Annotated in this window: 23 protein-coding genes and 1 tRNA gene; 15 read left to right on the top strand and 9 right to left on the bottom strand. The window is 67.2% G+C overall.

Annotated features, from left to right (window positions below; all coding sequences use genetic code 11):
- Nucleotides 1-14 precede the first annotated feature (14 nt).
- The 3 genes from ACFVWG_RS11965 to bcp form a co-directional block, all read right to left on the bottom strand.
- Nucleotides 15-95 (bottom strand) — tRNA-Leu (locus tag ACFVWG_RS11965).
- Between the two features lie 49 nt (nt 96-144).
- On the bottom strand, nt 145-1,740 hold the full coding sequence (locus ACFVWG_RS11960) for a VWA domain-containing protein (RefSeq protein ID WP_391543214.1): 1,596 nt from the start codon (nt 1,738-1,740) through the stop codon (nt 145-147).
- 356 nt (nt 1,741-2,096) lie between these two features.
- Nucleotides 2,097-2,564, bottom strand: a complete 468-nt coding sequence (bcp, locus tag ACFVWG_RS11955; RefSeq protein WP_391543213.1) for a thioredoxin-dependent thiol peroxidase — start codon at nt 2,562-2,564, stop codon at nt 2,097-2,099.
- A 285-nt stretch (nt 2,565-2,849) separates the two neighbouring features.
- Between bcp and ACFVWG_RS11950 the strand changes: the two genes are divergently transcribed.
- The 6 genes from ACFVWG_RS11950 to ACFVWG_RS11925 are packed head-to-tail and all read left to right on the top strand — an operon-like array spanning nt 2,850 to nt 7,849.
- On the top strand, nt 2,850-4,352 hold the full coding sequence (locus ACFVWG_RS11950; RefSeq protein WP_391543270.1) for a circularly permuted type 2 ATP-grasp protein: 1,503 nt from the start codon (nt 2,850-2,852) through the stop codon (nt 4,350-4,352).
- A gap of 16 nt (nt 4,353-4,368) precedes the next feature.
- The gene (locus ACFVWG_RS11945) at nt 4,369-5,313 is read left to right on the top strand and encodes an alpha-E domain-containing protein (protein WP_391543212.1); all 945 of its coding nucleotides are present in this window, start codon (nt 4,369-4,371) and stop codon (nt 5,311-5,313) included.
- A 47-nt stretch (nt 5,314-5,360) separates the two neighbouring features.
- A complete protein-coding gene (locus tag ACFVWG_RS11940) occupies nt 5,361-6,185 on the top strand; it encodes a transglutaminase domain-containing protein (RefSeq protein WP_391543211.1) in 825 nt (274 codons plus the stop codon).
- 4 nt (nt 6,186-6,189) lie between these two features.
- A complete protein-coding gene (locus ACFVWG_RS11935; protein ID WP_391543210.1) occupies nt 6,190-7,233 on the top strand; it encodes a glucose 1-dehydrogenase in 1,044 nt (347 codons plus the stop codon).
- A 17-nt stretch (nt 7,234-7,250) separates the two neighbouring features.
- On the top strand, nt 7,251-7,514 hold the full coding sequence (locus ACFVWG_RS11930; RefSeq protein ID WP_391543209.1) for a DUF3618 domain-containing protein: 264 nt from the start codon (nt 7,251-7,253) through the stop codon (nt 7,512-7,514).
- Between the two features lie 41 nt (nt 7,515-7,555).
- Nucleotides 7,556-7,849, top strand: a complete 294-nt coding sequence (locus tag ACFVWG_RS11925; protein ID WP_391543269.1) for a GroES family chaperonin — start codon at nt 7,556-7,558, stop codon at nt 7,847-7,849.
- A gap of 137 nt (nt 7,850-7,986) precedes the next feature.
- Here ACFVWG_RS11925 and ACFVWG_RS11920 read toward each other — a convergent pair whose 3' ends face one another.
- A complete protein-coding gene (locus ACFVWG_RS11920; protein ID WP_391543208.1) occupies nt 7,987-8,364 on the bottom strand; it encodes a DoxX family protein in 378 nt (125 codons plus the stop codon).
- An 87-nt stretch (nt 8,365-8,451) separates the two neighbouring features.
- On the opposite strand from ACFVWG_RS11920, the gene ACFVWG_RS11915 reads away from it, so the two are divergent.
- The 5 genes from ACFVWG_RS11915 (at nt 8,452) to ACFVWG_RS11895 (ending at nt 13,327) form a co-directional block, all read left to right on the top strand.
- Nucleotides 8,452-8,955, top strand: coding sequence for a MarR family winged helix-turn-helix transcriptional regulator (locus ACFVWG_RS11915; RefSeq protein ID WP_391543207.1), 504 nt, complete (start codon nt 8,452-8,454; stop codon nt 8,953-8,955).
- Complete coding sequence (gene dapC / locus ACFVWG_RS11910) at nt 8,952-10,058, top strand: succinyldiaminopimelate transaminase (protein ID WP_391543206.1); 1,107 nt, start codon at nt 8,952-8,954, stop codon at nt 10,056-10,058. The genes ACFVWG_RS11915 and dapC overlap by 4 nt, the downstream gene beginning before the upstream one ends.
- Before the next feature lie 78 nt (nt 10,059-10,136).
- Nucleotides 10,137-11,294, top strand: coding sequence for an amino acid deaminase/aldolase (locus tag ACFVWG_RS11905; RefSeq protein ID WP_391543205.1), 1,158 nt, complete (start codon nt 10,137-10,139; stop codon nt 11,292-11,294).
- The gene (locus tag ACFVWG_RS11900) at nt 11,291-12,595 is read left to right on the top strand and encodes a D-arabinono-1,4-lactone oxidase (protein ID WP_391543204.1); all 1,305 of its coding nucleotides are present in this window, start codon (nt 11,291-11,293) and stop codon (nt 12,593-12,595) included. Before ACFVWG_RS11905 ends, ACFVWG_RS11900 begins: the two co-directional genes overlap by 4 nt.
- Nucleotides 12,596-12,604: 9 nt before the next feature.
- The gene (locus ACFVWG_RS11895; protein ID WP_391543203.1) at nt 12,605-13,327 is read left to right on the top strand and encodes a PIG-L deacetylase family protein; all 723 of its coding nucleotides are present in this window, start codon (nt 12,605-12,607) and stop codon (nt 13,325-13,327) included.
- Here the strand turns inward: ACFVWG_RS11895 and ACFVWG_RS11890 are convergent.
- Nucleotides 13,324-13,734: a hypothetical protein gene (locus tag ACFVWG_RS11890; protein ID WP_391543202.1), complete on the bottom strand. Its 411-nt coding sequence runs from the start codon at nt 13,732-13,734 to the stop codon at nt 13,324-13,326. The genes ACFVWG_RS11895 and ACFVWG_RS11890 overlap by 4 nt on opposite strands.
- A 205-nt stretch (nt 13,735-13,939) precedes the next feature.
- On the bottom strand, nt 13,940-14,476 hold the full coding sequence (locus ACFVWG_RS11885; RefSeq protein WP_391543201.1) for a DUF6817 domain-containing protein: 537 nt from the start codon (nt 14,474-14,476) through the stop codon (nt 13,940-13,942).
- Between the two features lie 203 nt (nt 14,477-14,679).
- Between ACFVWG_RS11885 and ACFVWG_RS11880 the strand changes: the two genes are divergently transcribed.
- Nucleotides 14,680-14,814, top strand: a complete 135-nt coding sequence (locus ACFVWG_RS11880; protein ID WP_391543200.1) for a hypothetical protein — start codon at nt 14,680-14,682, stop codon at nt 14,812-14,814.
- On the opposite strand, the gene ACFVWG_RS11875 is transcribed toward ACFVWG_RS11880, so the two are convergent.
- Nucleotides 14,795-15,709 carry a LysR family transcriptional regulator gene (locus ACFVWG_RS11875; RefSeq protein WP_391543199.1) on the bottom strand — a complete coding sequence of 305 codons (915 nt, stop codon included), beginning with the start codon at nt 15,707-15,709 and terminating at the stop codon, nt 14,795-14,797. The two genes, ACFVWG_RS11880 and ACFVWG_RS11875, sit on opposite strands and share 20 nt — an antisense overlap.
- Before the next feature lie 114 nt (nt 15,710-15,823).
- On the opposite strand from ACFVWG_RS11875, the gene ACFVWG_RS11870 reads away from it, so the two are divergent.
- Together ACFVWG_RS11870 and ACFVWG_RS11865 are read left to right on the top strand one after the other, a co-directional pair.
- Entirely contained in the window at nt 15,824-16,567 is a 744-nt protein-coding gene (locus ACFVWG_RS11870) for an SDR family oxidoreductase (RefSeq protein ID WP_391543198.1), read from the top strand.
- Between the two features lie 11 nt (nt 16,568-16,578).
- Nucleotides 16,579-17,589: an alcohol dehydrogenase catalytic domain-containing protein gene (locus ACFVWG_RS11865; protein WP_391543197.1), complete on the top strand. Its 1,011-nt coding sequence runs from the start codon at nt 16,579-16,581 to the stop codon at nt 17,587-17,589.
- A 478-nt stretch (nt 17,590-18,067) separates the two neighbouring features.
- On the opposite strand, the gene ACFVWG_RS11860 is transcribed toward ACFVWG_RS11865, so the two are convergent.
- Together ACFVWG_RS11860 and gndA are read right to left on the bottom strand one after the other, a co-directional pair.
- Nucleotides 18,068-18,514 (bottom strand): DUF6319 family protein, encoded by a 447-nt coding sequence (locus tag ACFVWG_RS11860; RefSeq protein ID WP_391543196.1) that lies wholly within the window; start codon nt 18,512-18,514, stop codon nt 18,068-18,070.
- A 110-nt stretch (nt 18,515-18,624) separates the two neighbouring features.
- Complete coding sequence (gndA, locus tag ACFVWG_RS11855) at nt 18,625-20,100, bottom strand: NADP-dependent phosphogluconate dehydrogenase (protein WP_391543195.1); 1,476 nt, start codon at nt 20,098-20,100, stop codon at nt 18,625-18,627.
- A gap of 185 nt (nt 20,101-20,285) precedes the next feature.
- On the opposite strand from gndA, the gene ACFVWG_RS11850 reads away from it, so the two are divergent.
- On the top strand, nt 20,286-24,941 hold the full coding sequence (locus tag ACFVWG_RS11850) for a DUF2961 domain-containing protein (protein ID WP_391543194.1): 4,656 nt from the start codon (nt 20,286-20,288) through the stop codon (nt 24,939-24,941).
- The last annotated feature ends 101 nt before the right edge of the window (nt 24,942-25,042 follow it).

Raw genomic sequence — 25,042 nt, 5'->3', positions numbered from 1 at the left:
CAGGGCAGGATCTGTGCCAGAGGCGGGACTCGAACCCGCACGCCCGAGGGCACCGGCACCTAAAGCCGGCGTGTCTGCCGTTCCACCACTCTGGCCGGGGAAGCGAGCTCCCCTAGGACAGACATCCTAGGGGAGCTGGTGTCGTCAGCGACTCTGCAGGGCGTCGATGAAGACCTGGCGGAGGTCGCCGGGGTCCTTCGCGACGTAGGACTGGCCGCCGGTGGCCTGAGCCAGCCGACGGAGTTCGTCGGGGTTGGCGTCGGGGCCCATGCCGAGGGCGATGATGCGGATCGGCCGGTCGGGGTCGGTGATGCTCTGGAGCGTCTTGACGGTCGCTTCGAGGTCGCCGCTGCCCGGGTCGTCGTTCTTGCCGTCGGTGAACAGCAGGATCGAGTTGACCGCGTTCGGGTTGTAGTCCTTGCGAACCGCGTGGACGGCCGCGATCGCGGTCTCGTAGAGGCCGGTGCCGCCGTTCGGGATCGGCTTCTGGGCCTTCAGCACATTGCCGATCACCGATCGCTGCTTGGCCGACAGTGGCTTGATCGGGACCAGCGGCTTGTAGTCGGCGCCGTCCTTGCCGTTGTTGGACGAGAAGGTCCACAGGCCCAGGGACGCGGTGTCCGGGAACAGCTTGAGGCCCTCGCTGGCGGCCTCGATGGTGAGCTGCATCCGGGTCTTGTTGCCGACCTTCTCCGCCATCGAACCGGAGACGTCGATCACCGCGAGCGAGTGGGTGGACAGCGAGAGCCGGCTCCAGTTGCCGAGGGTGCGGTCGATCGTCTCGGCGTTCGGCTTCGGGAGCTGGTCGACCTCGCCGACCCCGCGGCCGCCGCTGAGCTGGTCGAGCAGCTGGTTGCGGAAGCCGGCCTGGTCGCGGGCCTGGTTGGAGGCGTCCTCGAGCATCTCGGCGCCGAGCGTCTTGCCGGCGTCGCTGAACTTCGTGGTGTCGGCCTTGGCCGTGACCACGACCGGGTAGTCGAGCGAGAGGGTGCCGGTGGTCGGCATGACGGCCTTCAGGCCACCCTCGGGGTGCTCTTCCTGGTAGTTCACGAAGGCCTGCTCCGAGGCCGGAACGATGATGTCGTTGCCGCCCTGGGCCGCGCGGCCGAAGAGTGCGTTCACATCGGTGTACGGCTTGGGCATCGACCCGAGGTGCTGCGCCAGCGGCACGATGACGCCGCTGACCTGGTTATCGGTTGTCGAGGTCTGCTGACGCTCGGACTGGACCGCCAGCAGCGCCAGAGCGCCGGGCGACGTACCCAACGGGTCGACCAGGGCCGGCGTGGCACCGGCGAAGGCGCGCAGCCAGGACGAGGTGTCGGCGAAGCTGGTGTTCTTCCCGACCAGGACCATCGGCGAACTGGCGATCGACGGTACGGCGATCGACGGTACGGTCTCGCCGTCGTCGGCCTGGGAGACCCAGAGCGACGAGTCGGGGATCCACAGGTCGGGGCGGTTGTCGCTCCCGCTCGCGATGTCCCGGGCGACCTTGGCCGCCTGCGCGGCCGTGATCGTGAACTGCAGACAGGGGACGCCGTCTTTGCCGCCCTTGGCCGCCAGCGACTTGGCCGCGGCCTCGATCGAGGGCTGCAGTTCGGGCGCGGTGGTCAGCTTGACCTGGGTGGGGTCGTCGCAGGCCTTGCCGCCGAGACCGTCGGCACCCGCTTCCGAACCGAAGGACCGGACCACGAAGACGCCGCCGATCGCCAGCACCAGTAGTCCCACCGCGGTGATGTACACCGGTCGGCGATTGTTGTTGCTTGTGTTACTTCGCGTTACCGCAGAGGAATGCTTTCCCATCGCGGTTGGTCCCTCCCTCCCAGAGGCTCACTGCGCGCGCAGAGTACCCGGTTTCGGCAGGTCAGGGCGAAGTTCGCGGCGAACCGAAATGGTCTCTCCGGAAGACTGCAACGGTCTTGGGAGTATCGCTTGTTCACAGGAAAGCGGGAAATGTCACGTTCGGTAATGCGGTAGCTGCGGTCCGCTGAACTCGGGCTGTGATCCAAATCACACTGCCTTGGTCAGCCTCTGGACCGCTTGCATGAAACGGTCGAAGGTTTCCCTCCGCCGCAGGGCGCGTTTGCGTCAATCAGGAACTAGAGACCCAGGTCGCGCCGGAGCTTGGCCACATGCCCGGTCGCCTTCACGTTGTACTGCGCTACCGCGATCTTCCCCTCCGGATCGACCACGAACGTCGACCGGATCACCCCGGTCACCTTCTTGCCGTACATCGTCTTCTCCCCGAAGGCGCCGTACGCCGTCAGCGTCTCCTTCTCCGGGTCGCTCAGCAGCGGGAACGTCACGCCGTCGCGCTCGCGGAACTTGGCCAGCTTGGCCGGCTTGTCGGGGGAGATCCCCAGTACGGCGTACCCGGCGGCCTGCAGCGAGTCGAGCGAGTCGCGGAAGTCGCAGGCCTGCTTCGTGCAGCCCGGCGTCATCGCGGCCGGGTAGAAGTAGACGATCACGCTCTGGCCGCGCAGGTCCTTCAGCGCGACCTCGTTGCCGTCGGCATCCTGGAGGGCGAAATCAGGTGCGGCGTCGCCGACTGACAGACGTTCGGACATCAGGCCCTCCACGGATCGAGTGAGATGGGGCCAATGTTACGTGCGTGAAAACTCTGGCCGGGTCACCGGGGGGACGCCCACAGTTCCAGGTGCGGACATGGGTTCTGTGAGTGAGGATGCGGTCATGAGCGAGCGAAGCGAGGTCATCATTCAATACAGCGTCCTTGATTCATTCGCGCCCGGAGCGAAGCGAGGACGAGAATGAGTCGCGCATCCTCCCGCCCCGCGGAGCTGTTCGCCGGGTACCTCGACCCGCGTCGTCCGCATGCTGCCGCGTACGACGAGATGTTCGACCCCGTTGAGGGTGTCCGGCCGGCGTACAAGCGGCTGCACGATTCGCTCAGCCCGCTACAGCCGGGAGACCTGACGGCGCGGTCGGAGGCGCTGGACCGAGCGCTGGTCGACCAGGGCATCACGTTCAGCCTGTCCGGTCAGGAGCGGCCGTTCCCGCTGGACCTGGTACCGCGGGTCATCACCGCGTCGGAGTGGTCCCGGCTGGAGCGGGGGATCGTGCAGCGGGTCCGGGCGTTGGAGGCGTTCCTGGCTGACATCTACGGCGAGCAGCAGATCGTGAAGGACGGCGTCCTGCCGCGTCGGCTGATCACCTCGTGCGAGCACTTCCACCGGCAGGCCGCCGGCATCGCGCCGCCGAACGGCGTCCGGATCCACGTGGCGGGTATCGACGTGGTCCGCGACGAGCAGGGTGACTTCCGGGTGCTGGAGGACAACCTGCGCAGCCCGTCCGGGGTGTCGTACGTGATGGAGAACCGCCGGACCATGGCGCGAGTGTTCCCGGACCTGTTCGCCAAGCACCGGGTGCGCCCGGTCGGCGACTACGCCGTCCACCTGCTCAGGTCTTTGCGCGCTTCGGCGCCAGTAGGAGCCGCGGACCCGAACGTTGTCGTACTGACGCCGGGTGTCTTCAACTCGGCGTACTTCGAGCACTCGCTGCTGGCGCGGCAGATGGGCGTCGAACTGGTCGAGGGGCGCGACCTGTTTGCCCGGAACAACGTCATCTACCTGCGGACCACCGAGGGCGAGCAGCGGGTCGATGTGATCTACCGGCGGATCGACGACGAGTTCCTGGACCCAGTGCACTTCGTACCGGACTCCGTTCTCGGTGTCGCGGGCCTGGTGAACGCGGCGCGGGCAGGCAACGTGGTGATCGCCAATGCGATCGGCAACGGCGTCGGCGACGACAAGCTCGTCTACACGTACCTGCCGGAGATCCTCAAGTACTACTTGGGTGAGGCGCCGCTGCTGCCCAACGTGGACACCTACCGCTGCTGGCTGCCCGCAGAACACGATGAGGTGCTGGACCGGATCGATGAGCTCGTCACCAAGCCGGTGGAGGGCTCTGGTGGCTACGGCATCGTCTTCGGACCGGATGCCTCGCCCAAGGAGCTCCAGGCTCAGCGACGTCGCATCAAGACGAATCCACGCGGCTGGATAGCACAACCCGTCGTACAGCTGTCGACTGTGCCGACCAAGGTCGGTGAGCGGCTGCAGCCACGGCATGTGGACCTGCGGCCGTTCGCGGTGAACGACGGGGACTCCGTCTTCGTACTGCCGGGCGGACTGACCAGAGTGGCGATTCCCGAAGGCAGTCTGATCGTCAACTCGTCCCAGGGCGGCGGGTCCAAGGACACCTGGGTCCTGGCGCCGCGGGCCTCGACAGGGATCGCAGAGCTCAGTGGTCCGGGGCTCGGCGCTGGTGTGACGTCGGAAGAGGCGACCACGCCCGAGCGCGGTCCGGAACTCAATATCGCCCAGCAGCAGCAACAGTGATGGGGAGGTGCTGACGATGCTCGCACGCAACGCCGAATCGCTGTACTGGATCGGCCGGTACGTCGAACGCGCGGACGACACCGCGCGGATCCTCGATGTCTCCGTCCACCAGCTGCTCGAGGACGCCTCGGTCGACGCCGACACGGCCAGCCGGACACTGCTCCATGTCCTCGGGATCAACCCGCCCGACGGCGCACCGCTGGACGTGTGGGGCCTGACCGAGCTGGTGGCGATGTCACCGGAGACCGGTTCGATCATCTCGTCGATCTCCAGTGCACGGGAGAACACCCGCGTCGCCCGGGAGGTGGTGTCGAGCGAGCTGTGGGAGTGCATCAACGCGACGTACAACGCCGTACCGGAGCGGCAGCGTGCTGCGCGGCGGATGGGGCCGCACGGGTTCCTGACGTTCGTGGAGGACCGGGCCGCGATGTTCGCCGGGCTGGCGGACTCCACGATGAGCCGCGACGATGGCTGGCGGTTTCTGGTGCTGGGGCGGTCGGTGGAGCGCGTCGACATGATCGTCCGGTTGCTGATGTCCCGCGTCGGTGACAAGCCGACGTCTCCCGGCTGGGTGACGGTACTGCGGTCTGCGGGTGCCCATGACACGTACCTGCGGACGTATCGGGGTGCACTGGACGCGTCTCGGGTCGTGCAGTTCCTGCTCCTGGACCGGCTGTTCCCGCGGTCGGCGTTCCATGCGCTGCTGCAGGCGGAGGCGTGTCTGGAGGAGCTCGACCGCGGTCCGACAGCACGGATCGGTACCGGTGCGGAGGCCTCGCGGTTGCTGGGAAAGGCGCGCAGCGATCTGGAGTTCCTGCGCCCGGCTGAGCTGCTGGACAACCTCACTGGCCGGCTGCAGGCTTTGCAGACCACAGTGCGCGAGGTCGGCGAGGCAGTGTCTCGTCAGTACTTCCACGCCGTGCCCTGGATCGAGTGGAACAACGCGGAGGTGAACCTATGACCGGGGCGGTGGGGCGGGGAAAGAATCAAGCACAGTGGCGTCTCCGTGTGGTGCACACGACTGGGTACAGGTACGACGGGCCGGTTGCTCAGTCCTACAACGAGGCTCGGCTCACCCCGCGCAGTGATGACCGGCAGAACCTGATGGTCGCGCGGCTGGAGACCCTCCCGGCGACCCGTGCCTACAAGTACACGGACTACTGGGGCACTGAGGTGAACGCCTTCGACCTGTTCACTCCGCACACCGAGCTGAAGGTCGTCGCGTCCTCTGTGGTCGAGACGACCGGACAACCGCTCCCCGCGGTCGATGCGACCTGGAACCAGGTGCGGTCGCCGGAGTGCGTCGACCTGTACGCCGAGTACCTCGAGTTCACCGCCTACGTTCCGAAGCACCGGCAGCTGACCGGTGTGGCTCGTGAGCTGCGCAAGGGCCGCAGTCCGCAGGAGGTGGTGCTTGCGGTCTCCAAGTGGGTGCATGACACGCTCAAGTACCAGCGCGGCACCACCGGCGTGCACTCGTCGGCCATCGATGCCTGGGAGGCCGGTGAGGGCGTGTGTCAGGACTACGCGCACCTCACGCTCGCCATGCTGCGTGCTGTCGGGATCCCGAGCCGCTACGTCTCCGGCTACCTGCACACCAAGCCCGACGCCGCAGTGGGTGAAACGGTCGTCGGTGAGAGCCATGCGTGGATTGAGGCCTGGACTGGTGAGTGGTGGGGCTTCGACCCGACCAACGACATCGGGATCGGGCACCGGCACGTCTGGGTCGCCACTGGTCGCGACTACGCCGACGTGTCTCCGCTGAAGGGCATCTACTCGGGTGGCGCGGCCACAGCAATCGAGGTGACAGTCGACATGACCCGGTTAGCCTGAACCCATGCGGGCTATGACCGTCACAACGGGGAAGGCTGACTCGGCGCGGTTGGGAGAGGTCGCAGAACCTCCGGCCGTTGACGGATCGGTCCTGGTGGAAGGCCTGCTGACAGGCATCTGCGGGACCGACCTCGAGCTGGTGTCAGGTCATTTCGGTACCGGGCGTCCGGGCTCCGACGAGCTTGTGATCGGCCATGAGTCGCTCGGCCGGGTCCTGGAGGCACCTGCCGGTTCCGGCTTCGTACCGGGTGACCTGGTCGCCGGAGTGGTCCGCCGACCCGATCCGGAGCCCTGCCCGGCCTGTGCACGCGGTGAGTGGGACTTCTGCCGCAATGGCCGGTACACCGAGCGCGGCATCCAAGAGATGGACGGGTACGGCGCTGAACGCTGGCGCGTCGACCCGTACTTCGCCGTACCGGTGCCGTCCTCGTTGGGAGACCTCGGCGTACTGGTGGAACCGGCCAGTGTGCTCACCAAGGCCTGGGAGCAGATCGACGTGGTGGGCAGCCGGTCTTGGTACGGCCCCGAGCACGTACTGATCACCGGGGCCGGACCGATCGGACTCCTGGCGGCGCTAGTGGCCAGACAGCGTGGGTACGACGTTCATGTCCTCGACCGGATGCAGGACGGGCTCAAGCCGGAGCTGGTCCGGGCACTCGGGGCCAACTACCTGACCGACCTCACCGACCTCCCCGTCGTACCGGATGTAGTCGTCGAGGCGACCGGCGTCGGGCAGGTGGTGTTCGACTGCGCCAAGCTGCTGGGACCGGCTGGGGTGATGTGCCTGATCGGCATATCACCCGGGCCGGCGTCGATCGACGTACAGCTCGATGCACTGATCCGGCAGCTCGTCGTACGCAACGCTGCGCTGGTCGGGGTGGTGAACGCCGGCAAGCGGCACTACGCGGATGCTGTGGACGTGTTGCAGGCGGCCGATCCGGAGTGGCTGCGCCGCTTGATCACGCGGACGGTTCCGCTGTCCGGCTGGCCGTCCGCGCTCGTCCGGGAGCCCGACGACATCAAGGTGGTCGTGGACTTGCGGCACTGACCTGCGAAGATGGGGACATGTCGGACACGAAAGCTCGGACCGCAGAGCAGATCGAGGCGGACATCGCCGCCACCCGGGCGCGGTTGGCCTCGACCGTGGATGAGCTGGTCGACCGGGCGCACCCGAAGAACGTGGCCAAGCGGCAGGTCGAGCAGGCCAAGTCCCAGGTCTTCGACGAGACCGGGCAGCTGCGGACCCAGAAGCTCGTCGCGGTCGCCGGTGCGGTCGCGGGCGTCGTCGCCATCCTGCTCGTGATCCGTCGCCTGGTGGGACGCCGGTGACTCCTCGCAAGAAGCTGTCCGACGACAAGCTCCCGATCCGGATGCTGCACGACCGCGTCCTGGTCTCCGCGGAGGTCGAGGGTGAGCGCAAGTCGTCGGCCGGCATCCTGATCCCCGCCACCGCCCAGATGGGCCGCCGGATGGCCTGGGCGAAGGTGGTCGCGATCGGCGCCAATGTCCGGACCGTCGAGGTCGACGACCGGGTCCTGTTCGACCCGGAGGACCGGGCCGAGGTCGAGGTCCGCGGCGACGACTACATCCTGCTGCGTGAGCGCGACCTGCACGCGGTCGCGGCGAACCGCCTCGAAGACGGTCAGACCGGCCTCTACCTCTGAAGCACCAGGTCACGCACCTGCCGGCCGGCGGCGGCGGCCAGGGCCCGGGCCGCCGCCGATCCCATCGCGCCCGCCCCGACCACCGCTACGTCGTACGTCATCGTCCAAGTATTGCGGCCTGTCAGAAGCTGTTCGGCTCAGAAGCTGTTCGGTCCGAAGCGGAAGATCGCGACCACCACGGCCAGGACCAGGATGACCGCGTTCAGGATGATCGGCTGGTTCTCCTTGCGACGGGCGTGGGTGACGATCGCGCCGACCATGACGATCGCGAGACCGGTGGCGGCCAGCGGGACCAGGATCGGCGCGATGTCCAGCACCGCCGGCAGGATGAGGCCGAGCGCGCCGAGCAGTTCGGCCGCACCGATCAGCTTGACCGTGCCGGCCGAGAGGTCCTCGACCCAGTTCATGTTGCCGCTCTCGAGCAGCTTGGCCCGCGACTGGGACAGCTTCGTCACGCCCGCGGCCAGGAAGAAGGCGGCCAGGACTCCGGCCAGGATCCACAGAAAGACGTTCATAGCCCACTCTCGGTGATGAGTTGATGTATCAACAATCACAGTAGAGGGTCAGACTTGAAGCGTCAAGTAACCGCGTATAGTGGCGGTATGGCGTCGAATTCCGAACCCCGGTGGCTCACCGAGGACGAGCTCGCGACCTGGCTGGCCCTGGTCGGAGTGATCTTCAAGCTGCCCGGCGTGCTCGACAACCAGCTGCAGCGGGACTCCGGCCTGACGCATTTCGAGTACCTGGTGCTGGCCGGCCTCTCGGAGTCGCCGGATCGGTCGCTGCGGATGAGTGACCTGGCTGGATTCGCCAACGGTTCGCTGTCCCGGCTGTCCCATGTGGTGAAGCGTCTGGAGAATCGCGGCTTCGTCGTACGCCGGACTGCCGAGGACGACGGCCGCATCACCGTGGCGACGCTCACCGACAGCGGGTACGACTTTGTGGTGACTGCGGCTCCTGGTCACGTCGGGGCGGTCCGAGAGTTCGTGATCGACGCCCTGTCGCCTGAGCAGCTCCACCAGTTGCGGGCCATCGCGGGCCAGATCATGACCAGGGTCGATCCCGATCAGGCTTGTCCAGGCGGGCGAGAGACAATGGGTGGGTGAAATTCGAGACCTCCAGCCGGTTGCCAGACTTCCCGTGGGACAAGCTCGCCCCTTACAAGGCCAAGGCGGCCGCGCATCCAGGTGGCATCGTCGACCTGTCCGTGGGCAGTCCGGTTGACCCGGTGCCCGCACTGGTCCAGAAGGCGCTGGCTGACGCGGCGGATGCTCCGGCATACCCGACCACTCTCGGTACGGGGTCCGCGCGACAGTCTGCGGTCGACTGGCTGGCGCGGCGGCTCGGGGTGGTCGACGTGGACCCGCAGCACGGCGTGCTGCCGGTCATCGGGACCAAAGAGCTGATCATGATGCTGCCGACCCTGCTGGGTGTCGGCGCTGGGGACACTGTGCTGATCCCCGACCTCGCGTACCCGACGTACGAGGCTGGCGCGGCGCTGGTGCGCGCGACCAGTGTGCCCGTGGCGGATCCGACGTCGTACGACGGCGGTCCGGTCCGGATCGCGTACCTGAACTCGCCGCGGAACCCGTCCGGGCAGATCACGCCCGCTGACGACCTGCGCCGGGCTGTGGAGTGGGCGCGGGCGAACGACGTACTGCTGGTGAGTGATGAGTGCTACGCCGAGTTCGGCTGGGACGAGAAGCCGGTGTCGGTGCTCCACCCGGACATCTGCGGTGGGAGCTTCGACAACCTGCTGGCGGTGCACTCGCTCTCGAAGCGCTCGAACCTGGCCGGCTATCGAGCCGGATTCGTCGCTGGAGACGAGACCGTGGTCGCTGAGCTGCTCGCAGTGCGCAAGCATGCCGGACTGATGGTTCCGTCGCCGATCCAGGCCGCTATGGCTGCCGCCTTCGCCGATGACACCCATGTGGACGAGCAGCGCGAGCGGTACCTCCGCCGCCGTACGTTGCTGCGCGACGCGCTCACTGGCGCCGGGTGGAACATCACGCTGTCCAACGGTGGGCTCTACCTGTGGGCCGGCCACCCGGCGTACGACTCCTACGAGTCGGTGGCCGCGCTGGCTGACCACGGCATCCTCGTGGCGCCAGGCACCTTCTACAGCCCGGACGCCGACCATCACATCCGGGTCGCCCTGACCGGAACCGACGAGCGCGTCGAGGCGGCCGCAGCCCGATTGCGTCCATGAGTCAACCAGCCCTGATCCAACTAGGCCTCTTTCAAAAGGTGTATTACCTTTCAGTATTTCTTGGCTTACACTCCGAAGATGGGTGAGTTCGAGCGGTACGGACGGCTGACGGCGGGTCTGGATGCGCCGTTCGCGGTGGTGGATCTGGCCGCGTTCCGGCGGAACGCGGACGATCTGGTCCGCCGCGCGGCCGGGACGCCGATCAGGGTCGCGTCCAAATCGGTGCGGTGCCGGGCGCTGCTCGCGGCCGCGCTGGAGCGGCCCGGGTTCCACGGGGTGATGGGCTATTCGCTCGTCGAAGCGCTGTGGCTGGCCGAGAACGGAGTCGACGACATCCTGCTCGGCTACCCGACCACGCATCGCGCTGCGCTGCGCGAGCTGGCCGCCAACCCCGAGGCCGCCGCGAAGATCACGCTGATGATCGACTCGCCCGAGCACCTGGCCTTCATCCGGTCGGTGACTGCTGGTGGTGGCGCCAAGATCCAGGTTGCCCTGGACGTCGACGCGTCTCTGCGGGTCTTCGGACAGCACCTCGGAGTACGGCGGTCGCCGCTGCGCACCCCGGAGGATGTGGTTGGGCTGGCCCGCCAGGTGGTCGCGGACGACGCGTTCGAGCTGACTGGGGTGATGTTCTACGAGGCGCAGATCGCCGGTCTGCCCGACACGTCCCCGGCCGTGCGCTGGGTGAAGCGTCGCTCGGCTGCCGAGCTCGCTGACCGGCGCGGTGCGGTGGTGGACGCGGTGAAGCAGCTGGGCCCGCTCCGGATCGTCAACAGCGGCGGGACCGGCAGCCTGGAGATCAGCAGCGCCGATCCTTCCGTCACCGAGGTCACCGCCGGATCCGGCCTCTACGGGCCGACCCTGTTCGACAAGTACGACGTCTTTCAGCCCGAGCCCGCGGTCGCGTACGCACTGGACGTCGTACGGCGTCCTGCCCCGCGGATCGCGACGTTGTTCGGTGGCGGGTATGTCGCATCCGGCCCGGCGAAGAAGTCGCGCTTGCCGTTGCCTGCGTGGCCGGCCGGTTTGAAGCTGTTGGGCACGGAAGGTGCCGGAGAAGTGCAGACTCCGGTCCTTGGAAAGTCCGCCGATGGGCTGCATCTTGGAGATCGGGTCTGGATGCGCTACGCGAAGGCGGGGGAGATGTTCGAGCGATTCGAGGTCGTGCACGCGATCGACGGCGACGAGCTCACCGAGCTCACGACGTACCGAGGTGAGGGGCGGAACTTCGGATGAGTCAGGTTTGGCGGAACTGGTCGGGGACCGAGACGGCGCAGGGGGTCGAGATCCTGCAGCCGGGGTCGGTCGACGAGCTGGCGTCTGCGGTGAAGACGGCGGCTGAGCAGGGGAAGAAGCTCAAGGCGGTCGGGGCCGGGCACTCGTTCACCGGGTGCGCCGCGCCGGAGCAGGTGATGGTTCGGCTCGATGGGTTGTCGTCGATCACCAGCGCGGACAAGGATTCCGGCCGGGTGACCGTCGGCGCGGGGACCGGGCTGCGGAAGCTGAACGCGGGGCTGGCCGCGTTCGACCTCGCGATGGCCAACCTCGGCGACATCGACAAACAGACCATCGCCGGCGCGATCTCCACCGGCACCCACGGGACTGGTGCGAAGCTCGGCGGGATCGCTACCCAGATCGCCGCGCTCGACCTGGTCACGGCAGACGGTTCGGTCCTGCACTGCTCGCCGGAGGAGAACGCGGACGTCTTCAACGCGGCCCGGGTCTCGGTCGGTGCGCTCGGGGTGATCAGTTCGATCACGCTGCAGACGGTGCCGGCGTACCTGCTGCGGGCGCAGGAGATGCCGCTCCCGCTGGCCGACGTGCTGGACGGGTTCGATGAGCTTGCCGATGGCAACGATCACTTCGAGTTCTACTGGTTCCCGCATACCGATGTCGCGCTGACCAAGCGCAACAACCGGGTCGCCGAAGGTGTCCCCGCGTCGCCCGTCGGCGCGGTCCGGGGCTGGATCGACGACGAGCTCCTCTCGAACCGGGTCTTCGAGCTCACCAACCGGCTCGCGATGCGGCGGCCCGCGCTGGTGCCGCGGATCAACCGGCTCGCGACGCGCGCCTTGTCAGCCCGTGAGTACGTCGACGCGTCGTACAAGGTGTTCGTCTCCGAGCGCAACGTGCTGTTCCGCGAGTCCGAGTACGCCGTTCCGCGTGAGCACGTGGTCGAGGTGCTCCGCCGGCTCCGCGACTGGATCGATGCCTCGGGCCACCACCTCCCGTTCCCGATCGAGGTCCGGGTGGCGGCGGCCGACGACATCTGGCTGTCGACGGCGTCCGGCCGGGACACGGCGTACATCGCCATCCACCAGTACCACCGGCTGCCGCACGACATCTACTTCCAGGCGTTCGAGCGGATCGTCGCCGAGTACCAGGGCCGTCCGCACTGGGGCAAGATGCACACCCTCGGAGCCGAGGACTTCCGTGCGCTTTACCCGCACTACGACGACTTCCTGGCCGTCCGCGATCGGGTCGATCCCCAGCGCGCCTTCAGCAACCCCTACACCCGCACGATCTTCGGCAGCTAACCTCCGTTCATGAGTACTTCGGAGGGGTTGCAGGCGGTCGACGAGGATTGGCAGAAGGCGCTGGCGGTGGTGGCGCATCCGGACGACCTGGAGTTCGGGTCGGCGGCGGCGATCGCACGCTGGACGGCGCAGGGCAAGGAGATCGTCTACGTCCTGCTGACGTCGGGCGAGGCGGGGATCGACGGGCTCGCGCCGGACGAGTGCGGTCCGCTGCGGGAGGCCGAGCAGATCGAGTCGTCGCGGATCGTGGGCGTCTCCGCGGTCGAGTTCCTCGGTCAGCCGGACGGCACGATCGAGTACGGCGTACCGCTCCGCCGAGTGATCGCGGAGGTGATCCGCCGGCACCAGCCCGAGATCGTGATCACGAACAACTTCCGCGATACCTGGGACGGCGACGTGATGCTGAACCAGGCCGACCACATCAACACCGGCCGCGCCACCCTGGACGCGGTCCGCGACGCGGCCAACCGCTGGATCTTCCCCGACGTGGGCGAGCGCTGGGCAGGTGTGAAGCAGGTCTGGGCGGCCGGCTCGCCCAACTCGAGGCACGCCGCCGACATCAGCGACACCTTCGCCACCGGCGTCGAGTCCCTGAAGGCGCACAAGGCCTACATCGACGGCCTGAATTGGCCGCACTTCGACGCCGAAGAGTTCCTCGAAGGGGTCTCCCGTCCGACCGGCACCCTTCTCGGCACCAAGTACGCGACCCGCTTCGAGGTCTTCACTCCCTAGTCAGTGGGCAGCTCCCGGGCGGCCTGCAGATGCGGCGGCGTCGGCTTCGGCCGGCGCGGCTCGCGGTCACCGGAGGCGTCGCCTGGACCTTGCGGGCTGATCCACGAACGCACCAGCGTGCGGCCGTGCTTCCGCGTCACCCGGTGCAGGTCGACGCGCTCGACCTCGGTGGCAGCGATGCCGAGCTGAAACAAGGTCCGCTGGGCCATCGCGTAGGCCTCGTCCTGTTTGCGGGATGACGCCTTGTGCTGGAGGACGATCGCGACCCCGCCGTCGGGCAGGTCATCCATGCGCTGGAACCGCAGACCTCGATCGAGCGGGTACGAGGTGAGCGACAGGGCGACGTACTCGGGCTCGGACAGACGACGGACCGGCTTGGCGTGAGCAATCACTTCGTACCTGGACATACTTCGATCATGCGTCGCCCGCCGACGGAACTCCAGCAATCCAGTGGTTCGTGGTGGGAGTTCTTCGGCGCTTGCGGCGCCCAGGCACGCACCTCGCGGCAGCGGAGGAACAGCCACGATGGAAAAGCATCGAGGCTGCCCCTCCGCCACCACGATGCACGCACCTGAACACCGCAATCACTCAAACAACGCCCACCACGAACCACTAGAGCTGGAGAATCCGCTGCGCCTCGGAGAACACGGCCGGTGAGGCGATCGACTGCCAGCGCGGGACCTGCTCCTGCAGGAACGGCCCCAGCTTCGGCGCGAGCGCGGGAGCGTGGTCGAGAACGTCGAGCTCGTTGACGATCGTCAGGTCGACGAACTCGCGCAGCTCCTCACCACCCAGCTCCTCCGACGTACCGGTGAAGCGGTCGGTGACCGTGCGATGCTCGGCGAGATCACGCCAGGTGGTCTCGCGCTCGCAGGCGCCGTACCGGTAGACGAGCAGCTCGGCCTCCGGGCCGATCACCGACTCGAGCACCGGACGCTCGGCCTGCCAGTCGAACAGGTGCGTGGGGAACCCATCCGTCCCGTACGCCGCGTGCGCCAGCCCGGCGAGGATCAGCGTGTCCGAGGCGCCCAGCGAGGTCAGCCGCTTGGCGACGCGGTGCAAGTGCACGTAGAGCGTCCCGCCGGCGTGGTCGATCTCATCGGCGCCGCGGACCAGCAGCAGTGAACCCAAATCCTGGAATGTGCTCATCTGACCCCTTCGTGGCACCGGCCCGGGCACCCACCGTAAGGCCCCAGCCTGCCGCGCGCCCACCATCTCGGCGTGCCGATTCGGTCACACCACGTTCATCCGCCGTTCCCGCCTAAGGAACGCCCCGGATCGCACCCCGAACCGCCCCTGGAACCCACGCCGTACCCTGGCGTCCGGCACCTGCCGCGAGCCAGCATTTCCTCATGAGCAACACCGCAGCCCGCTGGACCCTGATCGCAGTCCTCGCCGCCATCACGCTTCTGACGATCACCATCACGACGCGCCTCGACGGGGCGCTCAACGACCCGACTCAGACGGTCACGCAGTCGGCGGGGTGATCGGCAGCAGTACTCGGCTGGTCTCCTGCAAGAGCAGTGGCAGGTAGGGGTTCGGGTTGTGCACGGCCCACATCAGGGCCAACTGGTTGGGCGGCGCGTCGACCAGCGGAAGCCACACCAGTCGCGGGTGCGCGAAGTACGTGACCGTCGATGCCGGAGCGATCCAGCAACCATGCCCGGCCGCGACCAGATGCAGACACTCTTCGGGTGTGCGGGCCTGCGGGCCGAAGACGGCACGCGTGCCATCCGGCCGTGGATCGATGAACCAGAAGCGCACGACAGCCTCGGGCATGCCGTCGCGCGGACCAACGACCGGTACGTCGGCCAGGTCGGCGATCGTCAATGTGGTGCGCTCGCTCAGTGGGTGTCCGGGCGGTAGTGCCACCCAGCGCTCCTCCGCGACCAGCGGGTGGATGATGAACCGCGGATCATCGCCGATCGGCAACCAGAGAAACGCAGCATCAGCCCGGCCTTCGAGCAATGCGTCGATCTCGTCCGGCAACGTGTGTGAGGCGATCGGCTGCACCTCGAGATCCGGCGCCTGCTTCCGCAGCGCGGCCTCGACCGCGGGCATGAAGTGCGCGGTGCTCTGCGCCTTGAAGGTGATCCGCAGTGGTTCGGAGCGGCCGGCGCCGACCATGCGGGCCTCCGACACCATCGCCTCGGCGGACTGGAGAAGCGCCTCGCCCTGCTTCAGCACGACCAGCCCGGCCGCGGTGAGTTCGATTCCAGTTGCGAGTCGCACGACCAACGCCGTACCGACGACGCGTTCGAGCTGACGGATCTGTCCGCTGACGGCCTGCTGGGTCAGGTTCAGTCGCCGGGCGGCTCGGGTCATGCTGCCGTCCTCGGCCACGGCGGCCAGTGCCTGCAGGAGACGCAAGCTCAGATCCACCCTGCAATCCTGCCACAACGATTCGTTGTGACCTCCCTAAGAAGTCTCTGTTTCCGCATCGTCGCGTGACACCGGACGATCGGAACAGGGCCACTTGATGGGAGAAAACAAAGGATGACGCTGCAGGGAAAGACCGCGCTCGTCACTGGTTCGTCGAAGGGGCTGGGTCGTGCGATCCTGCTCCGGCTCGCCGGGCAGGGGGCGAACGTCGTGGTCAACTACTCCCGCGACGAGAGCGCCGCGGCCGAGGTTCAGGCGGCCGCCGAGGCGCTCGGCGTGCGGGCGATCACGGTCGCGGCCGACGTATCGCAGGTCGAGGGGATCTCGCGGGTGTTCGATGCGGCGGTCGAGGCGTTCGGCCGGATCGACATCGTGGTCGCGAACGCCGGTATGGAGAAGGTGAACATCCCGGTCACCGATGTGACCGAGGAGGACTTCGATCTGCTCTTCCGGGTCAACACCAAGGGCCCGTACTTCGTCCTGCGCGAGGCGGCCCGGCGGATCGCGGACAACGGCCGGATCGTCACGATCTCGTCGAACACCACCACGGTGCCGCAGCTCGGCGTCGGCCTCTACGGCACCAGCAAGGTGGCCACCGGTTACCTCGCCCGGGTGCTCGCCCTCGAGCTCGGTCCACGCGGCGTGACCGTGAACACCGTCGTACCGGGGCCGATCGACGGTGCAGGCATTTTCACCGACCCGGCCAACGACGAGTACAAGCAGAGCCTGGTCGCGATGGTGCCGATCGGGCGGTTGGGTACGACGGAGGACGTGGCCGGTGTAGTGGCGTTCCTGACCAGCGACGACGCCGGCCTGATCACCGGCCAGCAGCTGGTCGCCGACGGCGGAATGCACTGAAAGGGATTCTGATGACTGACACGATGCGCGCGGCCCAGGTACAGCAGGCCGGCGGACCTTTTGTGGTGACCGATGTGGCGATCCCGGAGCCGTCGCCCGGACACATCCGGGTCAAGGTGCACGCCTGTGGAATCTGCGGTGGCGACGCGATCCCGCGCAACGCCCTCTTCGGTACGACGTTGCCCCGGATCCCCGGCCACGAGATCGCCGGCGTGGTCGACGCGGTCGGCGCCGGCGTCACGCTCTGGACGGTCGGCGAGAAGGTCGGCGTCGGCTGGTCCGGTGGTGTCGACTTCACCTGCGAGTACTGCCGTCGCGGTGACTTCACGAACTGCGTCAACCGCACGATCGTCGGTACGTCGTACGACGGTGGTTACGCCGAATACATGGTGGCCCCGCAGGACGCGGTCGCACGGATCCCTTCCGGTCTCACGTTCGAGGAGGCCGCTCCGCTGATGTGTGGCGGGATCACCGCCTTCAACGCACTCCGGCACGCAGAGGCCGGCCCGGGCGACCTGGTCGCCGTACAGGGGGTTGGTGGGGTGGGGCACCTGGCGATTCAGTTCGCCGACAAGATGGGCTTCCGCACCGTGGCGATCAACCGCGGTCGCGACAAGGAAGAGCTGGCGCGTCAGCTCGGTGCCGACGAATACATCGACAGCACCGAAGGTGACGCCGGCGAAGCCCTCAAGGCGCTCGGCGGTGCGGCCGCCGTACTGGCGACGGTCTCACGAGCCGAACTCCAGTCCGACCTGGTCAAGGGCCTCCGCCCCAACGGCCAACTCATCGTGCTGGAGGGCTCCGACCCCATCCAGGTCACCGGCCACACCCTCGCCGACAACCGCATCAGCGTCTCCGGCTGGTACTCCGGCGTCGCCCAGGACTCCGAAGACACCCTCAACTTCGCCGTCCTCAAAGGCATCCGCCCCATCATCGAGACCTACCCGCTCGAAGAAGCCGAAGCCGCCTGGCAACACCAACCCAAAGCCAACCTCCGCATAGTCCTCAAAACCCAACCCTGACAGGCGACCGCTCCGGCGGCGTCCCAGGAGTGGCGTCCCGCCACCTGACCTCCGCCCCGGTCCATCGGATGGGTTAACCCATCCGCTTGTGGGTTCTGGACCCGCATGCGAGTCCAGAACCCACAACCTCATGGGGTAACCCATCAGCTGGTGGCGGGCGGCCTGTGGCTCGTAACGTCCGAAGGGTCGGAGACGGGCCCTCCGGTTTTTCGGACGTTGCGGGAGCTGGCCTCGTAACGTCCGAACGATCGCAGGACGTGGTCGGCGTGTTTTCGGACACTGTTAGGAGCGGTCAGGGGGTGGGGCTTGGGATGGTGGTGGGGAGGGAATGACCGCAGCCCAGGTGCGCGAGGCACCTGGGCTGCGGGGGCGATGTGCGTCCTGGGAAGAGGACGAGCATCGGCTGGTCCTGGTGGCCAGGGAAGGTGGCTGGCAGGACCGGATCGTCGGGCCGGCGAGGGCCCGACAACGGGTGGAGTTAGGACAGGTCGGCGAGCGCCTGGCGGGCGGCCTCGAGCTCGGCTTCGAGGGCGGCGACCTTGGCGGCCTGCTGGGCGCGGGCCTCCTCGATGACCTCGTCGAGCGGGGTCGAGAGGTCCTCGTGCAGCTCCTTGGCGGCGCGCGAGACGGCCGCGGCCGCGACGGCCACGCCACGGGCCAGGTAGGTCGAGCCCTGCTTGAGCTCGGCGGTCCACTCGCCGTCGGCGGTGCCGGTGACGGTGAGCGTCAGCTCGATCGTCTTGGTCTTCTTGGCGGCGGTCTTCTTGGCCGGGGCCTTCTTCGGTGCCGGGGCCGGGGCCTCGGTGTCAACGTCGGCGTCGGGGGCCGAACTCGACTCGAAGGATGTAGCCGGGGTGGTGTCGGCGGTGACGGGAGTGTCGACGTCGTCCGACGGCGTTTCTACTGCCAGAGTGTCTACAGTCATCGTTGCGGCGATCTCCTTAGTAACGTCGCCCGCGGTGAGCGGGCTGGCACTGTGCGAACATTAGAACATACGTTCGACCTCAACGCCAACCCGCCCGCGTGTCGCAAGACCTAAGACTTGGTCTCCGACCGATCGCCCGACCACTCCAGGTGGAAGGTGCCCTCGGCGTCAACGCGCTTGTACGTGTGCGCCCCGAAGAGGTCCCGCAGTCCCTGAATCAGCGCCGCTGGCAGCCGCTCCGCGCGCAGACCGTCGTAGTACGACAGTGCCGCCGAGAATCCAGGTGCCGGTACGCCGGCCGTGGCCGCCGTCGCGACAACCCGCCGCCACGCGTCCTGACCGTTGGCGACCGCGTCCTTGAAGTAGTCGTCGACGAGCAGCGACGGCAGTGCCGGGTTGCGGTCGTAGGCCTCCTTGATGCGGTCCAGGAAGCGTGCCCGGATGATGCAGCCGCCGCGCCAGATCGTCGCCATCGCGCCGAGGTCGACGTTCCAGTCGTACTGCTCCGAGGCGGCCCGGATGGCGTCGAAGCCCTGAGCGTAGGCGACGAGCTTGGACGAGTACAGCGCGTGCCGCACGTCCTCGATGAACGCTTCGCGATCGACATCCAGCTTCGCCGACGCCGGCCCCGGCAGTACACCGGCCGCGGCCTCACGCCGTACGACGTCGCCCGATAGCGACCGTGCGAACACGGCCTCGGCCATGCCGCTCACCGGGATGCCCAGGTCGAGCGCGGACTGTACCGTCCAGCGTCCGGTGCCCTTCTGCTCCGCCTGGTCCAGTACGACGTCCACGAACGCGCCGCCGGTGGTCGGGTCGACCTGACTGAGCACGTCGGCGGTGATCTCGATCAGGAACGACTCGAGGTCGCCGGTGTTCCACTCACGGAACACGTCGGCCAGCTCGGCCGGGGTCAGGCCCAGCACGTGCCGGAGCAGGTCGTAGGCCTCGGCGATCAGCTGCATGTCGGCGTACTCGATGCCGTTGTGCAGCATCTTCACGAAGTGGCCGGCGCCGTCCGGGCCGACGTGCACGCAGCACGGCTCGCCGTTCACGTGGGCGGAGATCTTGGTCAGGATCGGGCCCAGGGAGTCGTAGGCCTCCTTGGAGCCACCCGGCATGATGCTCGGGCCGTTCAGGGCACCCTCTTCGCCGCCGGAGACGCCGCTGCCGACGAAGTTCAGGCCCTTCTCGCTCAGGGCCTTCTCGCGGCGGCGGGTGTCCAGGAAGTGCGCGTTGCCGGCGTCGATGACGATGTCGCCCTTCTCGAGCAGCGGCACCAGTTCGTCGATCACGGCGTCGGTCGGCTCGCCGGCCTTGACCATGATGATGATCTTGCGCGGCGTCTCGAGCGCCTCCACCAGCGCGGGCAGGTCGGCGGCGGGGGTGAAGTCACCTTCGTGCCCGAACTCCTCGATCAGCGCGTCCGTGCGGCCCTGGGACCGGTTGTGGACGGCGACGCGGAACCCGTTGCGCGCCAGGTTCCGGGCCAGGTTGCGCCCCATCACGGCGAGGCCGGTGACGGCGATCTCGGCTTTTTCCCCTGACCGGGGTGGTGGGGTGGGGTCAGCGTCGGTAGAGCTCATCGATTACTCCCGCAGTCTCAAGTTGTGTGCGGTCCCATCTTTGCGCGCTCGGCAAGCGGTCGCCGCAGCGGCCCGCCCCGCGGACAGCCAATCCGAAGAAGCTGAGCTCTTCTCAACGCCTGTGCATCGATGGTAGACACTGAGAAATCGATTTCCCGCCATCCATTCCGCCGGAGGGCCCGCCCATGTTCCGTCGAATAGTCGCGGTGGTCGCCGCCGCCGTCCTGGTGCTCCCCGCCACCGCCCAAGCCGGTACGGCGTCCGTCCCGACCGATAGCGGTCCCGTCGGATGGGACGTCTACCGGAACCTGGACCGCCTCCCGGAACTCCAGACCGCCGTCCGGACCAAGCAGTTCTCCAGCTTCGGCCGCGACGGCACCAACAACGACGGCTTCGAAGGCACCTACTCCTGCCTCCGTACGACGGACGCCGGCTGCGTGATCGCAGAGGACAGTGGCCCTGGTGAGGTCGCTTCCATCTGGTTCACCCGCGACGAGGGCAACGTGACGAAGACCGGCACCATCACGGTCGAGCTCGACGGCAAACAGGTGCTGCACGGTTCACTGCAGGACATCGTCGATGGCAAGCTCGGTGCGCCGTTCAGCTATCCACTGGTCGCGAACGCGGTCCAGAGCAGCGGTGGCGTCTACATTCGCGTCCCGATGCCGTACCGGTCGTCGATGCGGATCACCACCCAGAGCAACCCGTACTTCTACCACGTGGACTACCGCGAGTTCCCGGATGCGAACGGCATCCGCACGTTCAACCCAGCCGACAAAGCAGAAGACGTCCTCAAGCTGCTCAGCGCCGCAGGCACCAAGGATCCCAAGCCGGCCCAGCCGAACAGCCGCACCACCAAAGCCAGCGTCAACCTTGCCCCCGGCAAGCGAGTCACCCTGGCCGATACCTACGGACCAGGTGAGCTCAGTGCGCTCCGGCTGAAGCTCCCGGAGATCGTCGGCCTCGAGTTGCCCAGCACGACAGACGACGGCCGAGCCTTCACCGGCAGCAGCAAGTTCACGATGAAGATCAACCCCGCCAACACTGGTGTGAAGCTGACGCGTCGGATGGACCTACGGATCGGCAACCAGCGGGCCAAGATCCTCGTCGACGGTGTCGCGGCTGGCGAGTGGGCACCGCTCAAAGCGGCAGGTGCGCAGTGGCACGACCAGACCGTCGACCTGCCTGCCGCACTGACCGCAGGCAAGTCCCAGATCACCATCACCAACCAGTTCATCTCGTCCGACCTGGACTTCAACGAGTTCAGCTACTGGGTCGACTCACCCACCCGCACTGACACTCTGGACGTCGGCCCCGACCATGTGGCCGCCGAGCAGGCGCACGGCTACGAGATCACCAAGCAGGCCTGGAGTGGCTCACACACGATGCCGTACGCCGCCACCCCGGCCGACGGTGCACGCGTCAAGCCCTCGGACTCCCTGCTAGCCGGAGTACACGTCGAGGTCACCATCGACGGCCAGAAACGCGTGGACGCCCCACTCGGGGAGTTCTTCGGCTCCGGTCTCGGTGAGAACCCGGTCCGCTCGCTCTTCTTCGCCATGGACCCCAACGGCTGGTACTCCGCCTGGTGGCCGATGCCGTACGTCGCCCATGCCACGGTCAGCCTGGTCAACAAATCGGCGTACAAGCTCATTGGGCAGTCCGAGGTCACGGCGTCTCGGGACGCCAGCAAGGCGGTTGACCTGGTCACGGGGAAGATCGGCTACTTCAGTGCGATCTCCAAGCGCGGTGAGACCACGCAGGGCAGCGACTGGACCTTCGCGCAGGCCTCCGGTCGTGGCAAGTTCGTCGGCGTCGTTCAGACGATGGAAGGACTATTTGCCGACGGCAACACTCGCGGCTACCTCGAAGGCGACGAACGCGTGTACGTCGACGGCGAGCGGACCCCGGCGATCCACGGCACCGGGACCGAGGACTACTACGAGTCCGGCTGGTACTTCAACAACGGCACGTACTCGACACCGTTCCACGGCAATGCCGCGCACGAGGTCCAGGCCGGGTTCTGCGCCAACGAGTGCGACGGCGCTTGGCGGCTGCACATCACCGACTCGATCGGGTTCGAGAACCAGCTCGACATCGGCATCGAACACGGTCAGCAGGACGACCACCCGGCGATCTACGGTTCCACCGCGTTCCTTTACACCTCGGGCAAGTTCGGCGCTCGGGAGACGGATCGGATCAAGGTAGAAGGTCCGGAGCTGACGTCCGTCTACGAAGGTGATCACGACGACGTCCAGCTGACCGACCAGGTGGGCTCGACACTCAAGTTCACCGCCAAGGTCGATCCGATCAACCGCGGCGTAACGCTCCGCAGGACGAGCGATCAGCAGACAGCCGGTCAGTCGGCCAAGGTGTTTGTCAACGGCAAGGAGGCCGGAACATGGCTGCAGCCGCTTGGTAACTCGCGTCAGCGCTGGCTGGACGACAACTATCAGTTGCCCGCAGCACTCACCTTCGGCCGCACCAAGCTGGACATCGAGCTCAGACCCACTGGGCCGTGGACAGCCAGCCAGTACGTCGTTCAGTCGCTCGTCATCCCGTACGTCGACCGCCGCGCGCCCGGCGCGGTCACCAATCTGAAGGCGACCGGCCAAACGGGCAATGCGATCAACCTGAGCTGGACGGACGCTCCAGATGAATCGGGTATCGCGCATTACAACGTCTACGGGAAGAGCACAGGCCAGGAAAAGCTGCTCGGTACCACGCGGCTGCCTGGCTTCGTCCACCGCAACCTCGGCCTCCAGGAGACCTGGACCTATCGCGTCGTCGCGGTCGACCTCACGGGCAACGTCGGTCCGGAGTCGCAACCCGTACAAGGGACGAGCGGCACCACGCTGAGGGTCGAAGGCGAGTCGATGCTTCCACCGCAGTCGAGCACAGTCCCGGTGGACCCACAGGGGAACTGCTGCGGAGTGAGCTGGTCCGGTGGTGCCCAAGCCTGGATCCACGGCACCAAGGCCGGCGACAAGTCCGTCCTCGCCTTCACCGTGCCGACCGCTGGAACCTACGAGCTGAACACCGAACTCACGAAGGCCGCCGACTACGGCATCGTCGACGTACAGGTCGATGGCAATCAAGCAACGACCTTCGACGGGTACGTCGCTGCTGGGGTGAGCACGCAGCGCGTCGGTCTTGGCAGCAGGCAACTCGCGGCAGGCAAGCACACGCTGACCATCACCCTGACCGGCAAGAATCCGGCCGCCACCGGCTACCTCGCCGGCCTCGACTACTTGGACCTGGAATTGAACAACACGACGATCACGCCATTCACCAAGACCGACACAGTGGTTGCCGCGGGCAAGTTCACCAAGATCTACGACCCGAGTGTCGGTGAGTCCGGCCCGTGGTACTACAACGACCACACGCTGATCCAGGACCGCACGACCGGTACCTGGCACGTCTACGCGATCACCCACGCCGAGCCCGCTGACCCGCTCGACGAGAAGAGCTTCGGCCACGCCACCGCCCCGACCCCGAACGGTCCGTGGACCAAGCAACCGCCGGCTCTGATCGCGGATCCCGCTGCCGGTGAGAGCCACATCTGGGCACCACACGCCATCTACGACAACGGCACCTACTACCTCTTCTACGCGGCCGGTACGCCGGACCATACGGCGTACCGGATGCATCTCGCGACGTCCACCGACCTCAAGACCTGGACCCGCGACGCGGCCAACCCGTTGTTCACGGACGGTTTCGACGGACGCGACCCGATGGTGCGCAAGGTCGGTGACCAGTGGGTGATGTACTACACGGCCAACTCGGCGCCATCCGGCGGCAACCACATCGTTGCCTACCGCACCAGTACCGACCTCCGGCACTGGAGTGCACGGCAGACGGCCTTCCAGCACCCGGCGACCGGCACGTACGGCGGCCCGACAGAGTCGCCGTTCGTGGTGCAGCGGGGAACCGATTGGTACCTGTTCGTCTGCTGCGACGGCGGCTACGAGTCGACAAAGGTCTACAAGAGCAAGGACCCACTGCACTTCAGCATCGACCAGTTGGCCGGCACGATCCAGGCACACGCGGCCGAGGTCGTGCAGGACGGCGACAACTGGTACGTGACAGGTGCCGGTTGGGGCAAGGGCGGTCTGTTCCTGGCGCCGCTGGACTTCGCCAAACAAGAGGTGACCAAGGGGCAAGTGGTCAGCAACGAGTTCTACCGTGCCACGATCCAGACCAGCCCACGAGCCGCCCTCACCGGGCTCGAGGTCGATCCCACTGGGCAAGGCCAATACCGCCCGGCGCTCGACTCGACCGGTCGCGCGACCGCGCCGTACCTGGGAGTTGGTGGTTTCGGTGCCACGGACATCACCGGCCCGGCCCAACAGGTCGAGACCATCGGCACCGCCCTCACGCTCAAAGGTATTGCCTTCGGCGATGAGCCCGTGACGGCCGACTGGACCTTCGACTTCGGCACCAAGACCTTCGACACCGGCCTGTCCTGGAAGGTGAACGGGACCACGACAGCGCCGCTCTGGGAGGTGGCCTTCAATGTCGACTCGGCCCTTCCGGACCAAGGCGATCCTGGCGGCTTCGGTCGCGACGGCGACGTCCCCGGTCTCCCGAAGTGGTCGATGGCGACCGGCCCGGGCCTCAGTCTCGTGACGGCACACAAGAACGCCTGGTCGAACGACAACCACTGGTACGACCCGGTCAGCGACGGCGTCGCCTGGCAACCCCTCTGGCAACCAGGAGGCCGCCCGTGGCCCCAAGGCACGTACGACGGCGGTACCTGGCGGGTCGGCTTCTCCGGCACCGAACGGGACGTGAACTACGCGAACTCCCTGGCGGCTAATCTCGGCGGATGGCCACGCTGAGCCTGGATCCCCGCCGTAGGGTGCTCGCAGCGCTCAGTGACTGATTTTCGGCCCTGACCGGAACCGTAACGCGTGTTCATGTACCGCTTCGGTTCGGTTCA

Source organism: Kribbella sp. NPDC058245 (assembly GCF_042882005.1).
Lineage (GTDB): Bacteria > Actinomycetota > Actinomycetes > Propionibacteriales > Kribbellaceae > Kribbella.
Note: the sequence above shows the minus strand (reverse complement) of the source record. Positions and strands in the feature narration are given on the sequence as shown.